The organism is Lacipirellulaceae bacterium (assembly GCA_040218535.1).
In the GTDB taxonomy this organism is placed as follows: domain Bacteria; phylum Planctomycetota; class Planctomycetia; order Pirellulales; family Lacipirellulaceae; genus Adhaeretor.
The window spans coordinates 356,522-373,466 of the sequence record JAVJRG010000012.1 but is presented as its reverse complement, the minus strand read 5'-3'; the positions used below and the strand labels follow the sequence as shown (position 1 = coordinate 373,466).

At 54.2% G+C, this 16,945-nt stretch carries 14 protein-coding genes and 1 riboswitch; of the genes, 4 read left to right on the top strand and 10 right to left on the bottom strand.

The features are described from left to right. Positions 1–417: 417 nt before the first annotated feature. From RIB44_15490 to RIB44_15475, 4 genes are all read right to left on the bottom strand, one after another. Positions 418–1,230, bottom strand: a complete 813-nt coding sequence (locus tag RIB44_15490; protein ID MEQ8617977.1) for a class I SAM-dependent methyltransferase — start codon at positions 1,228–1,230, stop codon at positions 418–420. A gap of 360 nt (positions 1,231–1,590) precedes the next feature. Beyond that, complete coding sequence (locus RIB44_15485; protein ID MEQ8617976.1) at positions 1,591–2,493, bottom strand: hypothetical protein; 903 nt, start codon at positions 2,491–2,493, stop codon at positions 1,591–1,593. Continuing rightward, on the bottom strand, positions 2,490–3,527 hold the full coding sequence (locus RIB44_15480; GenBank protein MEQ8617975.1) for a DUF4465 domain-containing protein: 1,038 nt from the start codon (positions 3,525–3,527) through the stop codon (positions 2,490–2,492). Before RIB44_15480 ends, RIB44_15485 begins: the two co-directional genes overlap by 4 nt. Beyond that, on the bottom strand, positions 3,524–4,333 hold the full coding sequence (locus RIB44_15475) for a DUF1559 domain-containing protein (GenBank protein ID MEQ8617974.1): 810 nt from the start codon (positions 4,331–4,333) through the stop codon (positions 3,524–3,526). The genes RIB44_15480 and RIB44_15475 overlap by 4 nt, the downstream gene beginning before the upstream one ends. Before the next feature lie 107 nt (positions 4,334–4,440). Further along, a riboswitch (cobalamin riboswitch) is annotated at positions 4,441–4,664 on the bottom strand. A gap of 159 nt (positions 4,665–4,823) precedes the next feature. On the opposite strand from RIB44_15475, the gene RIB44_15470 reads away from it, so the two are divergent. Next, a complete protein-coding gene (locus RIB44_15470) occupies positions 4,824–5,549 on the top strand; it encodes a hypothetical protein (GenBank protein MEQ8617973.1) in 726 nt (241 codons plus the stop codon). A 210-nt stretch (positions 5,550–5,759) separates the two neighbouring features. On the opposite strand, the gene RIB44_15465 is transcribed toward RIB44_15470, so the two are convergent. From RIB44_15465 to RIB44_15455, 3 genes are all read right to left on the bottom strand, one after another. Then, positions 5,760–7,304: a sigma-70 family RNA polymerase sigma factor gene (locus tag RIB44_15465; GenBank protein MEQ8617972.1), complete on the bottom strand. Its 1,545-nt coding sequence runs from the start codon at positions 7,302–7,304 to the stop codon at positions 5,760–5,762. A gap of 1,192 nt (positions 7,305–8,496) precedes the next feature. Then, positions 8,497–9,792, bottom strand: coding sequence for a hypothetical protein (locus tag RIB44_15460; protein ID MEQ8617971.1), 1,296 nt, complete (start codon positions 9,790–9,792; stop codon positions 8,497–8,499). Positions 9,793–10,056: 264 nt separating this feature from the next. Continuing rightward, positions 10,057–10,836 (bottom strand): class I SAM-dependent methyltransferase, encoded by a 780-nt coding sequence (locus RIB44_15455; GenBank protein MEQ8617970.1) that lies wholly within the window; start codon positions 10,834–10,836, stop codon positions 10,057–10,059. 226 nt (positions 10,837–11,062) lie between these two features. Between RIB44_15455 and RIB44_15450 the strand changes: the two genes are divergently transcribed. After that, positions 11,063–11,749, top strand: a complete 687-nt coding sequence (locus RIB44_15450) for a DUF2490 domain-containing protein (GenBank protein ID MEQ8617969.1) — start codon at positions 11,063–11,065, stop codon at positions 11,747–11,749. Positions 11,750–11,754: 5 nt separating this feature from the next. Here the strand turns inward: RIB44_15450 and RIB44_15445 are convergent, their stop codons facing one another. From RIB44_15445 to RIB44_15435, 3 genes are all read right to left on the bottom strand, one after another. Then, entirely contained in the window at positions 11,755–12,759 is a 1,005-nt protein-coding gene (locus RIB44_15445) for a hypothetical protein (GenBank protein MEQ8617968.1), read from the bottom strand. A 110-nt stretch (positions 12,760–12,869) separates the two neighbouring features. Then, on the bottom strand, positions 12,870–14,486 hold the full coding sequence (locus tag RIB44_15440; protein ID MEQ8617967.1) for a hypothetical protein: 1,617 nt from the start codon (positions 14,484–14,486) through the stop codon (positions 12,870–12,872). A gap of 114 nt (positions 14,487–14,600) precedes the next feature. Then, complete coding sequence (locus tag RIB44_15435; GenBank protein MEQ8617966.1) at positions 14,601–15,776, bottom strand: AI-2E family transporter; 1,176 nt, start codon at positions 15,774–15,776, stop codon at positions 14,601–14,603. A 380-nt stretch (positions 15,777–16,156) separates the two neighbouring features. On the opposite strand from RIB44_15435, the gene RIB44_15430 reads away from it, so the two are divergent. Together RIB44_15430 and RIB44_15425 are read left to right on the top strand one after the other, a co-directional pair. Continuing rightward, entirely contained in the window at positions 16,157–16,543 is a 387-nt protein-coding gene (locus RIB44_15430) for a CsbD family protein (GenBank protein ID MEQ8617965.1), read from the top strand. 50 nt (positions 16,544–16,593) lie between these two features. Continuing rightward, positions 16,594–16,935 carry a hypothetical protein gene (locus RIB44_15425; protein ID MEQ8617964.1) on the top strand — a complete coding sequence of 114 codons (342 nt, stop codon included), beginning with the start codon at positions 16,594–16,596 and terminating at the stop codon, positions 16,933–16,935. Positions 16,936–16,945 lie beyond the last annotated feature (10 nt).

Below are 16,945 nucleotides of genomic sequence, written 5' to 3'. Positions count from 1 at the left end.
GGTTACTAGTGTCCGACGACGAGGTTATCTCGATCCAAGCAAGAAGAATTCTTGGAGAATCTCGATAGCAGAAGTCATGGTTCTGACACTCATTGTTGCAATAGCAAGTTGGCTGGCTAACAAGGCCCAGTTCTTACATTTATTTAATCACAGCGACGGCCTTTATTGGCTGCTTGGATCGTTCGTTTCAGGCACGCTCTTAGCGGCGAATGGAGGTTGTGGGATCGTATTCTATTCTGCGCTCCTACTGCCATTCTTTCTCACTAGCGATAGCTGGGAATTATTGTCATTGGCGTGCGGCTTCGTGATCGCTGGAGTATCTCAAATAGCGTTATTGATTGATCAACCTGGCGACAGAATCGGGACCACAAGCAGCGTAGAGACAGAATCTCCGAACGCTGAAAACACCTAGAGAGATCAGATCTTCAGGAGTTTACGATCAGAATTAAAGTCTCTCATCCGTCGCGCTTTCACGCGAAAATATGGTGCCACAAACTGCCCTCGATGCCCGAACGTCCCGACGGCTGCCTCTGCATCGGCATGAACTGGCTCAATGAGGTCTTCGATCACAAACCCGGCACGGCACATCCCGCCGAGGATCTGTTCCCAACGGTGCAGGAACTCAACCGTGCCCGCTTCACGTAGGCGGCTTGGCTGATTGAGGGAGGGTAGGGGAGTGTTTTGTCCGTTGCCGTCGCGGTAATAGGGCTCGGCAATTGGGTAATGCTGTCCGTCGGGCTTCAGCGCGGTCTGCAAACTAACTGGCGACTTGTGTTGGCTCACGTAGAGCCCGCCGGGGCGGATCACACGCGCGACCTCGGCAAACACGGGAGCCACATCAGCAACATAGCACGTGCTGACCGGCTGAATGACGAGGTCGAACTCACCCGTGGCAAACATGCCGAGTTGGTCCATCGAAGTCTCAACAGTTCGCACTTCGAGGCCTCGCTCGGAGGCAACCGTACGGTCAAGCGAAAGCATCTCGCCGCTCAGATCAACAACCGTGACGACAGCTCCAGCCGCTGCATATAGGGCACTCTGGCGACCCCCGCCCGCCGCCAGGCAGAGCACACGCTTGCCACGAATGTCGCCACCCAGCCAGCCCAGCGGATCAACCGTCGCCAGCGGATCGCGAAAGTCTTCGTCGCGTGCGGGTTGGGCGAGTTTCGCCTGTTTGCGTGCAAGCTCGTCCCAGGCTGCAGCGTTTTTCTCTTCGTGGGGCAAACGCACGAGTTTTCAGTGTTCAGTTTTCAGTGTTCAGTCTGCCTGCTCTTGGCCTTTTCAGAATAGCCATCGATTCTCTTGGTTCCTACCGCTCATGCGGTCGAGGTCAGGTGGGCAACAAGAACTGAAAACTGAACACTGCCAACTGAAAACTCGCCCGCAAGAATTCGCAAACTGCGTGACTTTCACGCTAGTTTCGCGATTGTTAGCCAATTTGGACAGAACGTCCGTGGGCGCACAAAAAAAGCCCGCGGGATGATTCTGGAGTAGTCCAGGTGTCCATCGTATGACGAACCATCCCACGAGCCACGCTTCGCTAAGCGAGGCACCCCCCTCTGAAGTGCCTCGCTCAGGGTATGAATATGCTTACAGCTTAGGTCGCCTTACGCGGACGCCAAGCAATGTGCAGAAACTTGCGGTAAACAGCAAAACGGCGGAGGGCTCGGGGACGAAGTTAATCGCACCAACCGCATCGAGGTCCAGTCCCCCAGACTCCGCCGTATGCCAAGAATCGAGTATCGGGTTCCCCAAAGAATCTACGACCGAACCGTCGCCAGGGATGTCCACAAGCCGAATGAAAACGATTTCATTCAGGTCGACTTCCCCTGCCACCACGAGTGGATCGCTAGCAAGATCGCTTAGATCGAAGGGCGTCCCGACGCCGCTGGGGTGAATGCCAGCAAGATTATCGATGTTGGTCGTATTCAGCCCCACAAAGTTTCTTAGATCGAACGGATTGTGGAGTTGAACTAGCGGATCTGCTGCGGGCGATTCGACATTCAGCGAGGTTGAAGGGAACCGAGCGAACTGTACGCCGTTGGTCGAGACCTCGACGAAAGCTAGCTCAGCGAAAATAAAGTCGTGGCTAGAGCTAGGACCAAATGGCAGAGCGTTCTCGAAAATCGCCAGGTCAGGTCCAGGAGCATCAAAAGCGAATCCACTCAGTCGGATCGTAATTGAACCCGGTGATTCGTTGTTTGCGAGTGCGTCGCTATCAAGGTCACCCAGCGAGACCGTCCGCCCGTCGCTGTATCCGATACTTCGCTTGGGCACGTTGTGAGGTCCGCCATCGAAGGAATCAAAAGCGACCACCTCAGAAGTGGGACTGTAGTCGACGACGCTGCTGGCCCAGCCGTTGATTTCGCTGGGCAGCACACCGTTGTCGAGATAGGAAGGAAAGTTACCAGCGGCTTGTAGGGCGCGCTGTTGCGTACTTGAAAGCCCAATGACGGCCAATAGTAGAATTGTCAGACGGAGATGTCTATTCATGAGTCTTCTCGATAGGTTTTAAGGTGAAGGAAAAAACAAAAAGAGATTCCAGCAAACAAGATCGACGACGGCTCCGGAACCGCCGACGAGTTTGCGAGACTCGCATCAAAGGGTGCGTATTGTTGTTGCCAGATCAGCAGGTCGCTGCCGCTGATTACTGAATCATCGTTAGCGTCACCCACCGGGGGTGCAGCGGGAGGAACGGTCATCGAGCCATAGTTGGTTTGCCAAAGGCTCAGATCGAGCAAATCGACAGAGTCATCTTCATTGAAATCCGCAGCCGCGAAATCTTTGCCAGGGACTTCCAGCGTGAGATTGTCCATCACAAAGTAGGCGGGCGTGTTCATGCCGAAGTCGCCCACGTCGGAAGACGTCAAGCGAAATTCAAGCTGCGTGACACCAAGATCCCGCAGCGGTGCGAGATCAACTTCTTGCCAATCGTCTTGAACGAAGTCATTAGCCGGGTCCGCGAAGCGATAATCGGCCAAGTAGTGTTCGACTTCGCCGAGTGTCGTGCCGGAACTGTCTTGCCCGAGGATCGTCAGCAGGAACCAGTCAGGATCGTTTCCCGAGATTCCCCCGAAGGGTTTGGCGAAACTGTCGCCTTGCAACATGCTGAGGGCCGCGTACGTCGAGTTCGCCACTTGCAAGCTAACCGGCTCCGCCCGTTCGGGAAGCATCACAAGGGGTGTGACACCGCCCCCACCACCATCGGGACCGCTGAAGGCGATGCCGAATTGTGAAGATCCTTCGGAGCCTTCACCCGCATATGCGCTGTATTGATTTCCAGCCCCAGCAGTGGCGGTGTCGATCGCGTTGGAGTATCCCCAGCCACTCCAGAAACAGTCGCCTTGAAAGAGGAACTGGCCCGTGCGAAATTCAGCTTCTAGCGAACTGAAATCAGGGCCGTCGCAGCCGTCGTAGTGATCGCTACCGCTGAGTGGAAGTTCTTCGAAGGTGACCACGACTTGTTCCGCGTAGAGTGGAGTCACCGCAAGTACAAGCAATATCATCAGTAGGATGGTTCTCGTCATGGAGACCAACCCTCAATCAGCTCTTCGCCAGAACGTGTACACCAGGCGGCAAGAACCAGTTCTTCTGTTGACTCAGCAAGGAAATGAACCGATCCGTCGGCAGCCAACCCATTCGCCCCGCCCGGGTGTTCGCTCCGAATGTCGTTTTCAAAGCTTGGTGCCGCATTGATGGCAAACGCTTGGTCGAACAAGTTGCGACCGTTGATCCACTGACCATCGGGTGACCTGGAATCCTCAGCAACGATCAGCGTCTGCGAGGTGCCATCGGTGATCTCAGAGATTCGAATCGCCCGGTCAAGCAGCATCACTCCTTTGGCCGGGTTGTTCGGGCCGGTGATCCGCTCCCCATAGATGCCGCCGAAATCGCTCCGGCCGAACGTCTTAGGGACGCTGGCTTGGTTCGATTCGTAGTTTGCGTTACTAGGGCAGAGGTACGACACGAGCGTCGTCTCAGCGGCCTGATTTGCCGGATCGTCGAAGGGTTTGCTGAGATCGAGTTGGTCGAAAAGAGTCTGTTGCTCTAACTGCGGCAGCAGGAACGCAGACCATGCCAGTTGTCGTTTCGTTGTGTTTCCCCAAGGCCGCCACTCGACGCATCCCGTGGGGAATGCCTCGTTCGCGTTGTGATACTCGTGGAGTGCCAGCCCGATCTGCTTCAGGCGATTCTGGCATTGCGTACGCCGTGCCGCTTCTCGTGCCGCCTGAACTGCTGGTAGCAGCAAGCCAACAAGTACACCGATCACGGCGATTGTCACCAGCAATTCGACGAGCGTAAATGCACGCCGGCCCTTAGCGGGCGGATTCATTGCGCAGGGATAAAGGGAATAGCACATACCAACCGCTTGCGACGTTCCCGATTTAGTGGGGCCGTCAAACAATCGCAGGTCGCACGAGTTGCTCGCCCTCGCAAGCACATCTCGCTACAAGCATTGGTAGGTCTTCTGACTCCTGAGCAGCGGTGTTCGCAGCCTTCTCACCCGGAGCGTGGAAAACGCTCGCAGGCAATGGCATTCAGTAGAATGCAAACACCTAATACCCAGTCACAGCGGCGGGGCCGTCCCGGAATCGCACCGGAGTTCCCTGTTGTTCAGCCAAGCACAAAATCTTGGCGGATTCACCAACGCGGGTTGTTTCAACGACGGGAAGATTACCATGCGGTGCGGGAATGTAAAGCCCCCCGCCAAGGCGGTTCGCGATGCTTGTGGATAAATTTGCGTCGTCTTTGACTGCCGCTTATATTCAAAAAATATCGATCCTTCCCGCTTCGAATCAACGCCACGCCTTATCGGAGTACTCGTGAAAACTCTCACTCACTTAGCAAGCCTCGTTGCTGGCCTTTGCTTACTTTTCGGTGGCCGGTTTGCCGTTGCACAAGACATCCGCACCTTGAATCTCGATTTTGGCGGTGCAGGTGCTTATGTTGGCAGTGGGGGAGTGCTGAGTTCGCCGACAGGCACGCATTGGAATGTGATTGATTCTAATTCGATCAACTCGAATAGCTTGGAGTTGCTTGACGAGTTCGGCCAAAGCTTCAACATCACGCCAGCTCAAGGCGTGTTCACCCCATTGCCGAATGTGACCGCGTTCGGAAGCGCAGGGATCTCCGAAACCACGCAACCTGGTATCGGGCCGCTGAATGACAGCCTCCGTTTCGAAGACGGCATGATGTTGGCCATTCGCGAGCTCGACATGAGTGTACCATTTGACGTGGCAGTCTATCTGACCGAGGCAAGTACACTGGAACTAAACTTTTCCAGCGTGTTCCAATCGAACACCTCGCCGGTAGGTTTCTTCCCCGGGGTGGAAGGTCGAGATTATCTGCTCTTTGAGGACTTGATTGCCTTTCCGATGACGATTGGAATTCCTTTACTGCCGGGCGTTATTATCCAAAGTGACCAAACGGTCGAGATTGCCGCGATTCAAGTCCGCGGCGTGTTTGTGTCAACGCCTGAGCCTGCGGCCCTACTGACGGGCTGTTTTGCTGCAGTCAGTTGTTTGGCAGCGCGGCGACGGATTTCGTAAGTCCTCTGTAAGAGCACTCCTATGTTCCTCACTGAACAAGCTCAAAGTTCGTTTCGTACGAAGTAATTAGACCGCCCATTGTTTTGGCCCCAAGAGTTTGAATCCTTTTCCCGGTGATGTTGGAACTCCACTCCACAGCAAGCACGAAAAAACCCCGCAACGCTGTGCAACGTTGCGGGGTCGTGTGAAATACTAGCTTTGGCGGCTTTGCTAATCCAAGAATCCCGAAAGCTCCTGGCTGCGGCTTGGCTGTTGGAGCTTGCGAACCGCCTTCGCCTCGATTTGGCGGATACGCTCGCGGGTCACTTTGAAGATGTGGCCCACTTCTTCCAGCGTGTAGCTGTAGCCGTCGCCCAAGCCGTAGCGAAGTTTGATGATTTCGCGTTCGCGGTAGCTGAGGGTCTTTAGCACGGAGGTGATTCGTGTGCGGAGCATCTCTTGACCAGCACCGATGTGCGGGCTCTCAGCGCCCGAGTCTGGTAGGAGGTCGCCGAAGTGGCTGTCCTCGCTGTTACCCACGGGTCGGTCAAGGCTGATCGGATAGCGGCTCATGGCCAATACGCGACGTGCTTCTTCGACAGAACATTCAGCCGCCTTGGCCGTTTCTTCGATCGTCGGCTCGCGTCCCAGCCGTTGGAGCAACATGCGAGATACGTTGCGGACGCGGCTCATCGTTTCGACCATGTGGACGGGGATGCGAATCGTACGGCTTTGGTCCGCCACGGCACGAGTGATCGCTTGGCGAATCCACCACGTAGCGTACGTGCAGAACTTAAACCCACGACGATACTCGAACTTATCGACCGCACGCATCAGACCAGCGTTGCCCTCTTGAATCAGATCGAGAAAGCTCAGGCCGCGGTTGCGGTACTTTTTGGCGATCGAGACAACCAGACGCAGGTTTCCTTCACTAAGTCCCCGCTTCGCGCGTTGGTACTTGGTGTAGATCTCGCGCAGAGTGTTGACACGATTTCGCAGGCTGGTTGGTGTTTCTTGCGTTGCTCGCAGGATGTTTCGCAACTCGACCAGGGCTTCTTTGCGCTCCGACATGGGGCGACGATTCTTCTTCAATCTGGCCAGCTCAGCCTGCAGTTCGATGACTCGGCTGTTGAATTGCTCCAGCGTTGCGATCTGTGGTTCGATGCGCTGGGTTCGCAAGCCAAGTTCTTCGACCAGCATGACCGCTCGACGGCGTCGTAGGCCAAGGCGTTTCCACGCCTCGCGACGCTTGCTCATCTTCTCGCTCTTACTGGTCGCAATCCGGTAATCATGCTCATTGCGCTCTAGCAGCGTTTCCAGGGTTGCCAAGTTGTGTGGCAAACGACCAAGGATTTGCTCCTTCTCCAGCCGATCCGTCACGGAAACCTGTACCGTGCGATCAAAGGGAAGTTGTCCTTCGTGGACACGCTTCAGCACTTTGTAGGCGGCACGGATCACGTAGTCGCAGGCCAGCAGGCGGCGACGGAACGAAGTACGGGTCGTCTCGATGCGGCGGGCAAGGTTGATTTCTTCCTGGCGCGTTAGCAGAGGGATCTCGCCCATTTGGGTAAGATACATTCGCACGGGATCGTCCGACCACGATTCAGTCTCGAGAAGCTCCTCTTCATCCTCTTCGGCTTTATCATCAGCGATCGAAATCGAAACGCCATCGGAATCATCATCTTCGACCTTCTTGCCTTTGCCATTCAAATCGGCGTCGACCTCAGCGGTTGCCGAGTCGTTCTCAAGGTCTTGGTCCAACATTGCGTCGTACAAGGGTCAATCTCCTGGGGAGTATCTGGAGGATTCGTTTGTCAAAAACAGGAGCGACAATTTGGGCGCTCTTGGCCAAAGGACATCGGTCGAGAAGCTCTCGATGGTGCGCCAATGTTATCGCTGCGGAGAAGAATACGAGAAGGGCGAAGCGGGCATGGACTGCAGAGTGAGGGGAGGTCCCATGCCACCGGCGCTGCGGGCGTAGCGTATTCTTTTCGGAAGTCTCTTATGAAGGTATCTCTAAATGCGGTTTGTCCTGACGAGACATGGCGAGGAGAAGATAGCTCTTGAGAAGCACAAGGTTTAACTTTCACTGCTCCGCTTGAAAAATTCTTCAACCAGCGAGCGAGCTGAATTACCAAGGCGACTGCCATCGCTTGAATCTCGTCAAAAGGTAAGTAATTCTAACACTAAAGGGTCGTAAGTCGCGTCCTACTTTGCATTTGGTAAAAAGTTACAGTTGCATGGAAGCCCCCGGCTAACCAAGGTTTTCCTAATCGAGACTGGCCGGGTATCTGATTGAAGGTCCACTAGTGACACGTCCAATCAACTCGAACAGTCTCTCGAAATCTCACATCAATTCTGAATATTCAGCTGGAAACCGATCCGCTACTCAGCCTGCTGCAGCACATCTAGCTGCATACAGCTAGCGCTAAGGGAGCGCGAAGCGATCAATCCATTTGATAGCAGACAGAAATTGACGCATACACACGGGCTGTAATAGGTAATAACATTCCAACAAAGCGCACGACAGCAACGTATTCACGCTGCCCTCAATGCTCCTGCCTTGTTAGATCCACTGCCCCGGACCTAGTCAGCACAATCAGGTAAGTCAGCCACAACTGGCGAGGGTTGCCTCAGGAGAGAATGCACAACGGCCAAGAGCTTGCGAACAGTTATGAGGGACTACCTAGAGGACAGTTCGCTCGTCACTGCGTTATGCAATGGTCTTGGTAAGGTTGGACACCTCAGGCGGGGCAAGAACCACGGAAAAAAATACTTACGACTGCGTGCGTCTGGAGGTAAGCGGCTATGAGGGGGTTTGAGCCGTTTCCAGCTTATAAATTGTATTCACGTCAACCTTTAAGTCCAGCGTTTTCTCGTTATTTTCAGAATAACCCCACCCTGCTGCCAGGCTCAAGAAAACGCCGTAATTGCAGCCAAGGCCTAACTTTAGGACATTCGAGCGGCACTATTTTAGAAGATCGCTCTGCGTCGCCTCGCTCACGTCGACCCAGCCCGGACTCAGGAGTCCCGAAGTGGCTAACCTACGGACTCCCAGGGTCTCCTTATCGACAACCACCAGCAGCCTTTTGGTAAGGGTCGCCCCCTGAGCAATGTAGACGGCTTCCGTTTCCGCCATTTGCCAGCGACCCCACCGGTCGAGTCCTGGGTGTTCGCCGAAGATCCAGACTAGCCTCGGGTCATCTTTACCGACTTTTTTGAGGCTTAGGCAAGCACGACAACGCAGCTCGCTAGCTGTCTGATCGACCAATGCTGCTTTGCTCACTCGCTGCAGGCACATGCCGCAAGTGACGAACTCGCTCTTCAAGGCTGGTAGTCCAACGACTGCACAAACTTCCGTGAATTCAGGCAAAACCTTCTGACTGGTGACGGAACATTCGATCAGGTCCTGTCTGAGGACCCTTCGACCGGAATGCTCGCATGCTTCGATCTGATCCGCGAGGTCGATACGTCCGTCATCAGTAGCTGCTAGATTGAACCCACTCGCTCCTGAGAACCGCGCCACGAATGGCTGCGGCTTGAGCAAGCGGGCCCAGCTACTGAACGCTTGAGTCGCAGTCGACTCGCCAATGGTGAATTGAAGCTGCCCATCAGCATGTCGAATCCAGACAATCGTCGCAGCTAGCGGTTGGCCGACCGTCGCATCAGGATTCCTGCTGCTTGCAGCTTTCGAAGCAATTCTTTGCCCGGCACCTCGTAGTGCGGAAATCGCGGCATCGTCGATCCGCGGATGGCGTTCGCCGAACGAAGTGATTTCATCAAGTCCCAGCTCGCGAACGAGCGAATCCTCGACCGTCGAACCGTCGGGAGCGACGAACACGTGGCAGACCGTTTTGTCGTCTTCGGCAAAAGTCAATCGGAAGAAGGGATGATCAGTCAGTTGGCAGCCCCCCAAATGCACTTGTCCCCCTTCAACCTCGTAGGCTGCGAACAATGGAGAGACTAAGTCGTTTACCGTCAGAGGTTGCTTGGACGGACGTGCGTGGAGGGGGATCGTTTCTGAAGCAAGTTGCCCAAGCAACCACTCGTGGAAAGAGCTGCCAGGTGTCAAATCAGCGTCGACTTCCTCCGCGTCACCAAAAGCAGCCCGTTGATCAGCAGTCAGCGTTATGATCAAACGGTCGCCTTCCTGCCTTGTGTTCTTAGCCACGCATTCAACAGCACACCGTAGGAAGACATCCAGGTCTTCACGAAACGACGTTCGTGGAATCAAATCGGCGGCAGTGGACGGTGTTTCACTCAAGGAAGAAATAGAAATTAGGTGGCAGGAATGGTTCAAGCTGTCGACGTAATAGTCGGTGAGCGACACCTCGCTCGGTTGCCACCATTGTCGCCAGAAAACTCTCTCGTGCGAAGCCCTATCAAGCCTCCAGGCTTTGTCTTCACGTACTTTTTGAACCACGAATCACACGAATACCGCAGGTTCTAGATCTGTCGATAGCCGTAGCAGCGGGCGATTCGTGCTATTCGTAGAATTCGTGGTTCAATTAAAAGAAGTGGTGTCGGGTTACTTCTTCCGCAGCACGAAAACCACATCCTCTGTCTCTGGTCCGATTTCAATTGGCTTTCCAACGTCGTAGCCAAAGTCGTAAGTGGCCGCAATTTCGAACTCTGGAACGGCGGCGAGTAATTTGCTCATCTGAGGAGCCGTGTAGATACGGAAGGAGATTGCGTCAACGATACGCATTTGCTTCGTTGGTGTGTAGACGTCGAAGCTCATCCCCACACGCTCTTTCCGTGTCTTTAGATCGCTCTCCTCAACCCAAAGACGAGAGCAAACGGCGAGGTTCCCCCGCCGAGCCGACCAGCTTTCCTCCTGCATCGGTTCGGCAGCCGTGGGCGTTAGGTGCAAGCCCAGCAGATAAAGTCCTCCAGGCTTCAGACAATTGGCCATGCACCGTAGATGGTCACGCGCTTGCTGTTCCGTCGCCAGGTGACGAAAACTATTGATCGTATTGAAGGCAGCGTCGACTGGCTCGGCTAATTCGAAGTCGGTCATATCGCCGACGAACGTCATCTCGTCGAAGCCACCCTTCGCCAGCCGTCGGTTGCAGTAGTCGATGGCCTTTTCGTTTAAGTCGAGCCCCCCGATCTCGTAGCCCGACTCGGCAAACTTCACGAGCAGTCGACCGGTGCCACATGCCGGCTCGAAGACACGCTCGACGACCAGGTCCGTGTGAATCTCGAAGCAGTCCTCCAGAAACTCAAACTCCGCTTGCCAGTCGCTGCCATAAACGAGATCGTAGTATTTTGGGTAGTCGTAAAGATTGCCTTGAACAGTTTCCATGGGCGTCCAAAAAAAACGTAATAGTCATAGGCCGCGAGGCGTCAGCCCGCGGGCGATCTTCAGGAAAGCGTAACCACAAGTCAAAGTTTGCTAGCTGGACACGCCCGACTGATGCCGACACCAATAATTGTCGAAAACGATTAAGCCAGGAACTGTCGTCAGCCTATCAGAAATGCTCTCCGAGACCAGTCAGATGATGCGTCCAAAAGCAAGGATCCTGCCGAGCATGCTCCTCAGCATCGCGGCGGGTTTCGTCAGCAGTGCTTGCTCCGCTCAAGCCGTCGATGATGCAGGATACTGGACTGCCGTTCTTGCCCAAGGCGACCTGCAAGCGTTTGATTCGCAAGAAGATCGAATGAAGTGGTGGTTTGATGGCCACTTTCGCCTGTTGGAGGATACTGACGGATTCAACCAAAGCATCATCCGACCTGGTGTTGGCTGGACGCTCAATCCAAATCACTCCGTTTGGGCCGGATACGCTTGGATCCGGACCACCCCGCTGTCGCGGGAGGACTTCGACGAGAACCGCATTTGGCAGCAGTGGATATGGACGGAGTCTGTAGGCAATTTGAAGCTCCAAACGCGTTCACGCTTCGAGCAGCGTTTCATCGAAACGGGGGACGACTTGGGACTTCGTTGGCGGCAATTCTTCCGCGTGACGCACACGCTCCCCTCGATGCCTAAGATGACCTTGGTCGGTTGGGACGAGCTGTTCTACCACCTCAACGATACCGACTGGGGTGCCGAGGCGGGCTTCAATCAGAACCGTGTGTTCGTCGGAGTCGGCTTCAAACCCAAGCCGAAACAGCGCTGGCGAGTCGAGGTTGGTTACCTCAACCAGGTGATCGAAGTCCCAAACGCGGCTGATCGAAACAACCACATCGTTTCAGTGAACTTCTTCCGCAGCCCCTAATGCGGTCAGGCTGTCCTGCTAAGACGGCTTGGCCTTCCTGGTGTCAGAAGGATTATTCCGCTTGCTAGTAGCAAAGACGCGGGTTCAGGGATCGCTGCAATGCTGATGCTTGGAGCCATCTCGTATGGATTGGCAAAGTACGCGGTGCCGGTGTAATCATTTGCATTGATGACTTCGGCTACAACCTCCTGTAAGGCAATTTGCTGTTCCGCAGATAGGATTTTCGATCCACCGAAAAAGTCTTCGGGGACCTCCATTCCGTAGGGACTTTCGTTTTGAGTCACAGCGAACGTCGTCAGGCTCGCTAGGAAGCGGCCAACCGAGTAGCTCATGTGGATGTTGTCACGGTAGAGATCGCGAAAAGAATCGAAACCAGGAATCGCACCGGCTTCGATTTCATAGTCCAGTCGCGAAATCACTTCGCCTACAGGAATTAGGTAGACTTCTGCATCGGTTTCTTCGCGGACTCTGCGGACAACATCTTCGTAATAGTCGCGAGACTGAACTGTTCGGGTTGTCTCAACCGTTGAACTCTCACGTTCCCAGATACTGCGGTAGCCGTTGCGGTTTCGCCATCCACCGTAGATGTAGAATTGGGTCTGATCGTTCGCAGGATTCGATTGCGTCAGGTCGATCATCGAGTGGATGACGTCGAGATCATCGGCAAAGGTCGAGCCGCCGGAGGCAAAAGGTTGGATGGTCACCGCATCCCATTTGTGGCTGGGAAGCGCCTCCCGATAGCGACCATGCTCGGCAGAATTGGTCACCCGGCGCGAGATCGCATCGTGATGTTCCTCGATCATCGCCAGGGAAGAACTCGTGCGGATGTGATAGCCCGCCTCGTGCTCTTTTCCTCGTGCAGCAGCGAAAGACTCTAGAGCTTTTGGTTGGCTGTCCCAAGTAAGACTGTTGCCAATGTGGTAAGAAGATGTGGCTGCCGAAACGCTAACAATAGCAACAGTGTAGAGCAAGAGTGAGCATGCGAGGCATGCCGGCAATCGGCGAAGCATAAGGTGTTTCCTAGGCGGGTACTTGGTGCGACATCCTATAGCAGGCGGACTTCTGCTGAGCTTTTGGAAGCGTTTTCGCAGCATAGTGGCTTGTACAGCCAAAGTCAAATTCAGTGGCGCGGCAAGCTATCGCGTGTTCGGACTGCCAAGAACAGGCTGAAAGCAGTGAAAACGAGAGTTGCCGCAACGGGCTCGGGCACACCCACTGCTGAGGCGCCAACGATTGGCCAGACGCTGCCGAACTCTTGTTGCCACGTAAGCAACTCCATGCCTTCGGTCAACTCATTGTCGTTGATATCGGTAGCGATGTCGTATCCCACGGAGCGTTGCCAATGCTCAAGATCGACGTTATCGACTAATCGGTCGAAATTCGTGTCGGCAGGGTTATACGGCGTTTGAACAAGTTGGAACGCAAGAAAGTCATCGCCATCGGTTTGGCCATCGCCAGAGATATCGCCTTGATCGCTGAGGCCGTAGAAGTTCAGCATCACGGAGCTGTCTAAGCCATCGACGAAGCCGTCCTCGTTGAAGTCAGCCGGGTCGAAAGGGACGTTGGCTTGCTCCCAGATGATTCTGTCTTGTTCGTCGGTGTCACCGTCCTGGTCGGCATCCGCTCCGTCGTCAACCCCGACCGAGTTCTCCCAGACTTCGAAGTCAAGCGGATTGACTTGGCCATCGCGATTAAAGTCAGCCGGATGGAATTGTGTGACGTTCGCTGACCAAAAGTTGTGATCTAGAATATCCACTTTGCCATCGCCATTCGGGTCGAACGGATCTTCGATACCGTATGAGTGGCTCCAAAGAGTGAAGTCCGCTTGCCCGACTTGGCCGCTGGAGTCGAAATCGGCAAAGGTCGGCACAGGAAAGCTGACGTTCGCATACTCATGCTGAGAAAGCACATCGCTTACGATCAACTGGAGAGCGTCTAGCTGTTCGAGCGTAAGGATATCGTTGCCGAACGTCGCGTTGGTTGGCCTAATGCCGATTGGTGAAGTATTGAAGAGCGTCGAGAACGTCGTGAGATTGGCTAGGTAACGGCCATGATTGAAATCGAGATGAATTTCATCACGGTAAAACTCATTTAGAGTAGTGAACCCAGGAATTTCAGAGTTGAGCAGTCGCGTATCTAGCTCAAAGAGCACATCGCCGACGGGGATCATGTAGACTTCGGCATCCGTTTCCTGACGGACTCGCTCGATCAGGAAATCGAAATACTGATCTGCGGGAACCGTGTTCGTTGTAAGCTCATCTTCCACCTCGACCGTCCAGCGATTGCGAAAACCGGTTCTCCTTGGCCAAGCGGCGTATATATAAAACTTGGTATCCTGGTTGGCGCTGTTGGATCGGGTTAAGTCAATGAAGTCGAGAATCGATAACACGTCGGTCGCCATCGTCGATGTTTGCCCGTTAAAGGGCTGGATCGTCACTGCGTCCCAAGCATGGTTCGTCAGAGCATTGGTGTAGGTCCCGAACGGTTCGACGGGAGTTATGTTGACGTCTTCAGGATTCGCAATGAAGTAGTCAAGCGAAGTTGCCGTGCGAATGTGATAGCCAGCCTCGTGACTGAGCCCAAGATCTTGGGCTACGGGCGACAGCAAGAGAGGCTGACTGTCCCAGGTAAGACTGTTGCCGATGTGGTAAGAGTTGACGGCACTAGCCGTGCCCGCAATACAGAATGCCCACAGCATCAGCGCAGTGGCAGACAGAATTCTGATTCGCGACAGCATAACTCTGTTCCGGGAGATTGCTCGAAATCACTGGTTTCCGTTATTTCAGAGTAACTCGGCAGCTGAAAACGGTCAAATCGTGGGTCGCATGAAGCACTTTCCGCAGTGGTCCTCTCACCTCCCCAAGAACACGCCCAACGGGTGAAGCGTGCGTGAATGGTCGAACCATATCTTCAGTACCACTAGTAGCGGTACCGCTAGAAGCACACCGCCGATGCCCCACAGCCAGCCCCAGAAGAAGATCGAGAGTACCAGAATCACAGGATTCAAGCTGATCGATTTACCGAGCACTGCCGGAGTGATGAAGTTGGCTTCAATCACATTGGCCGTTAGGTACACAAGCGGCGCAAGGAGAGCAGCTCCAATCGAAGGCAGTGAAATCAAGGCGACGAAAAAGACAATCGTTGCGCCAACAAGGGCACCAGCAAAGGGAATGTAATTGAGCAAAGCGGCCATCACGCCCCAGAGAGCCGCCTCAGGCATCCCAATTGCATGTAGCCCTAGGCCTATAACGATGCCCAGGGCAATATTGATAAGCGTTATTGAGAAGAGGTAGTTGGAAATCTGCGACTGAATTTCACGCGAGAGTTCAACTACGCGGCGTTTTTCACGCCAACTGGGCATGAGTGCGACTGTTTTTTCTAGGAAACGATCTCCACCTGCTAGGAGAAAAAAGAGCAGCACTACGACAATCATTGTGCTGCCTAAGAAACTGCCGGTCAGATTCAACGCACTGCCGAGTTTGTCTTCTTTATTTTCGACTTGCACCGGCTTCGACCTCCCTTCTACTTCGGTGATTTCTTCGACTTGCTTGCTCACCTCGGCGATTTGTTCAATCGGCTTTTGGAGATCTTTCAACTTCTGGGCTGCCGCTGGTAAGCGAAGCTGGGCTTCAGCCACCCACCTACTTGCAGGATTCCATAGCATCCCGATCCCACCTGCTAGAATCCCGGTAAGCAGCAGCATGACTAATGCGGCTGAAACAGTCGTAGGTACATGCCACTTACGTAGGCGAAGCACGATTGGCTTAAGAACCAGATTCAAGATAAAGGCGAGCACAATCGGGAAGAGCAACGCCCGCGTGAAATAAAGCGTGTAGAAACACGCCAAGACGGTGAGGACCATCAAAGATACTTCTTTGAGATCCCAGGCGACGATTTCTTCCGCCAGATCGCAAGCCTGTGCGTCGTCGTTCTCGATCTGGTCGGCTCGAAGCTCTAGTGGCGGGGTGGAGGTCGGCCCTGTGGATAAAGCGCCGGATTGATCAGGGTTGCGAGTTTCAGTCGCCATGGTCGTGCCCGCCTAGAAAGGGTTGCTTAATCACTATAATCGCTTGCGGCGAGCGAATAATCAGTGATGACAGCAGTATAAAGCCTGACCACGCGATCCCGGAGTTTGCCCTAAGTAGCCCCGAGGTGCTAAGCTATTAGAGTTGGCCAACCCGGGCGTGACAAGCAACTTCGGGAAGATTCAGGCGAGGTCAACTTTCTCGGTAGTCGATTGTTGTCAGTCGACAGCGCACCACGCTGGTGAGCTCACGGGCGACGATCGCCCAACGCACCGTTGGAGCTAGTATTTGCAAAACTAGATTCCGACAATTCAGTTAAGATACGTAAGCCTGTGGAAGAGTACACGCTCGCAAATTCTTTTAGACAAAGGAAGATTTTAGGATGATCACGCAACAGCAGCTGGCCGGAAACTGGCACCAACTTAAAGGTCTCATTCAGGAGAAATGGGGCCAATTGACCGACGATGAACTCTCCGAAGTCCAAGGAGAGTTCGAGCAAATCGTTGGGCTCATCCAACAGAAAACAGGTGAAGCTCGCCAGCAAATCGAAGCAACGCTGGAGCAACTAAGCGAACGCTCAGCCGGAATTGCCCAGCAAGCCGCAGCGACGGCTAAACAGTACTACGATCAAGCCAGTGACACGGTTCGTGACGCTGCCGGCCAAGTACGGCAGCAGGTTCAAAAACGCCCCGCTGAGTCGGTAGCCGTGGCGTTTGGAACTGGTTTGCTCGCCGGTGTCATCGTGGGATTGGTCCTGCGTTCTCGCTAGTCGCAACCTTTCCGCCAAACTGAACTGCAACTTGCACAAGGATGCTGATAATGTCCGTCGAAACTGAACCGTTCGAGAATGTTGATCGTTCGAAAACGTATGACCCCGAACAAGACCGCTACATTGCCCACGATCCGGCAGATCGCGCGAAAGAGTACGTCCAACGGGGCATCGGCCAAGTTCGCGAGATGGCCAGTGATAATCTCGGCAAGACCATCTTCGCTGCGTTGGGAGCAGGCTTTGCTATTGGTTTTATTTTGACCCAGACCTCCCGTAGTCGAAGACCCTCTCATTGGACTGATCGGATCACGGCCGAAGGCGTTGGTCGCAAGATTCTCGGTCAGCTTGATGGCGTGCTGCCCGATGCGATCAGCGATCGACTAAAGAAATAACGACGGGGCC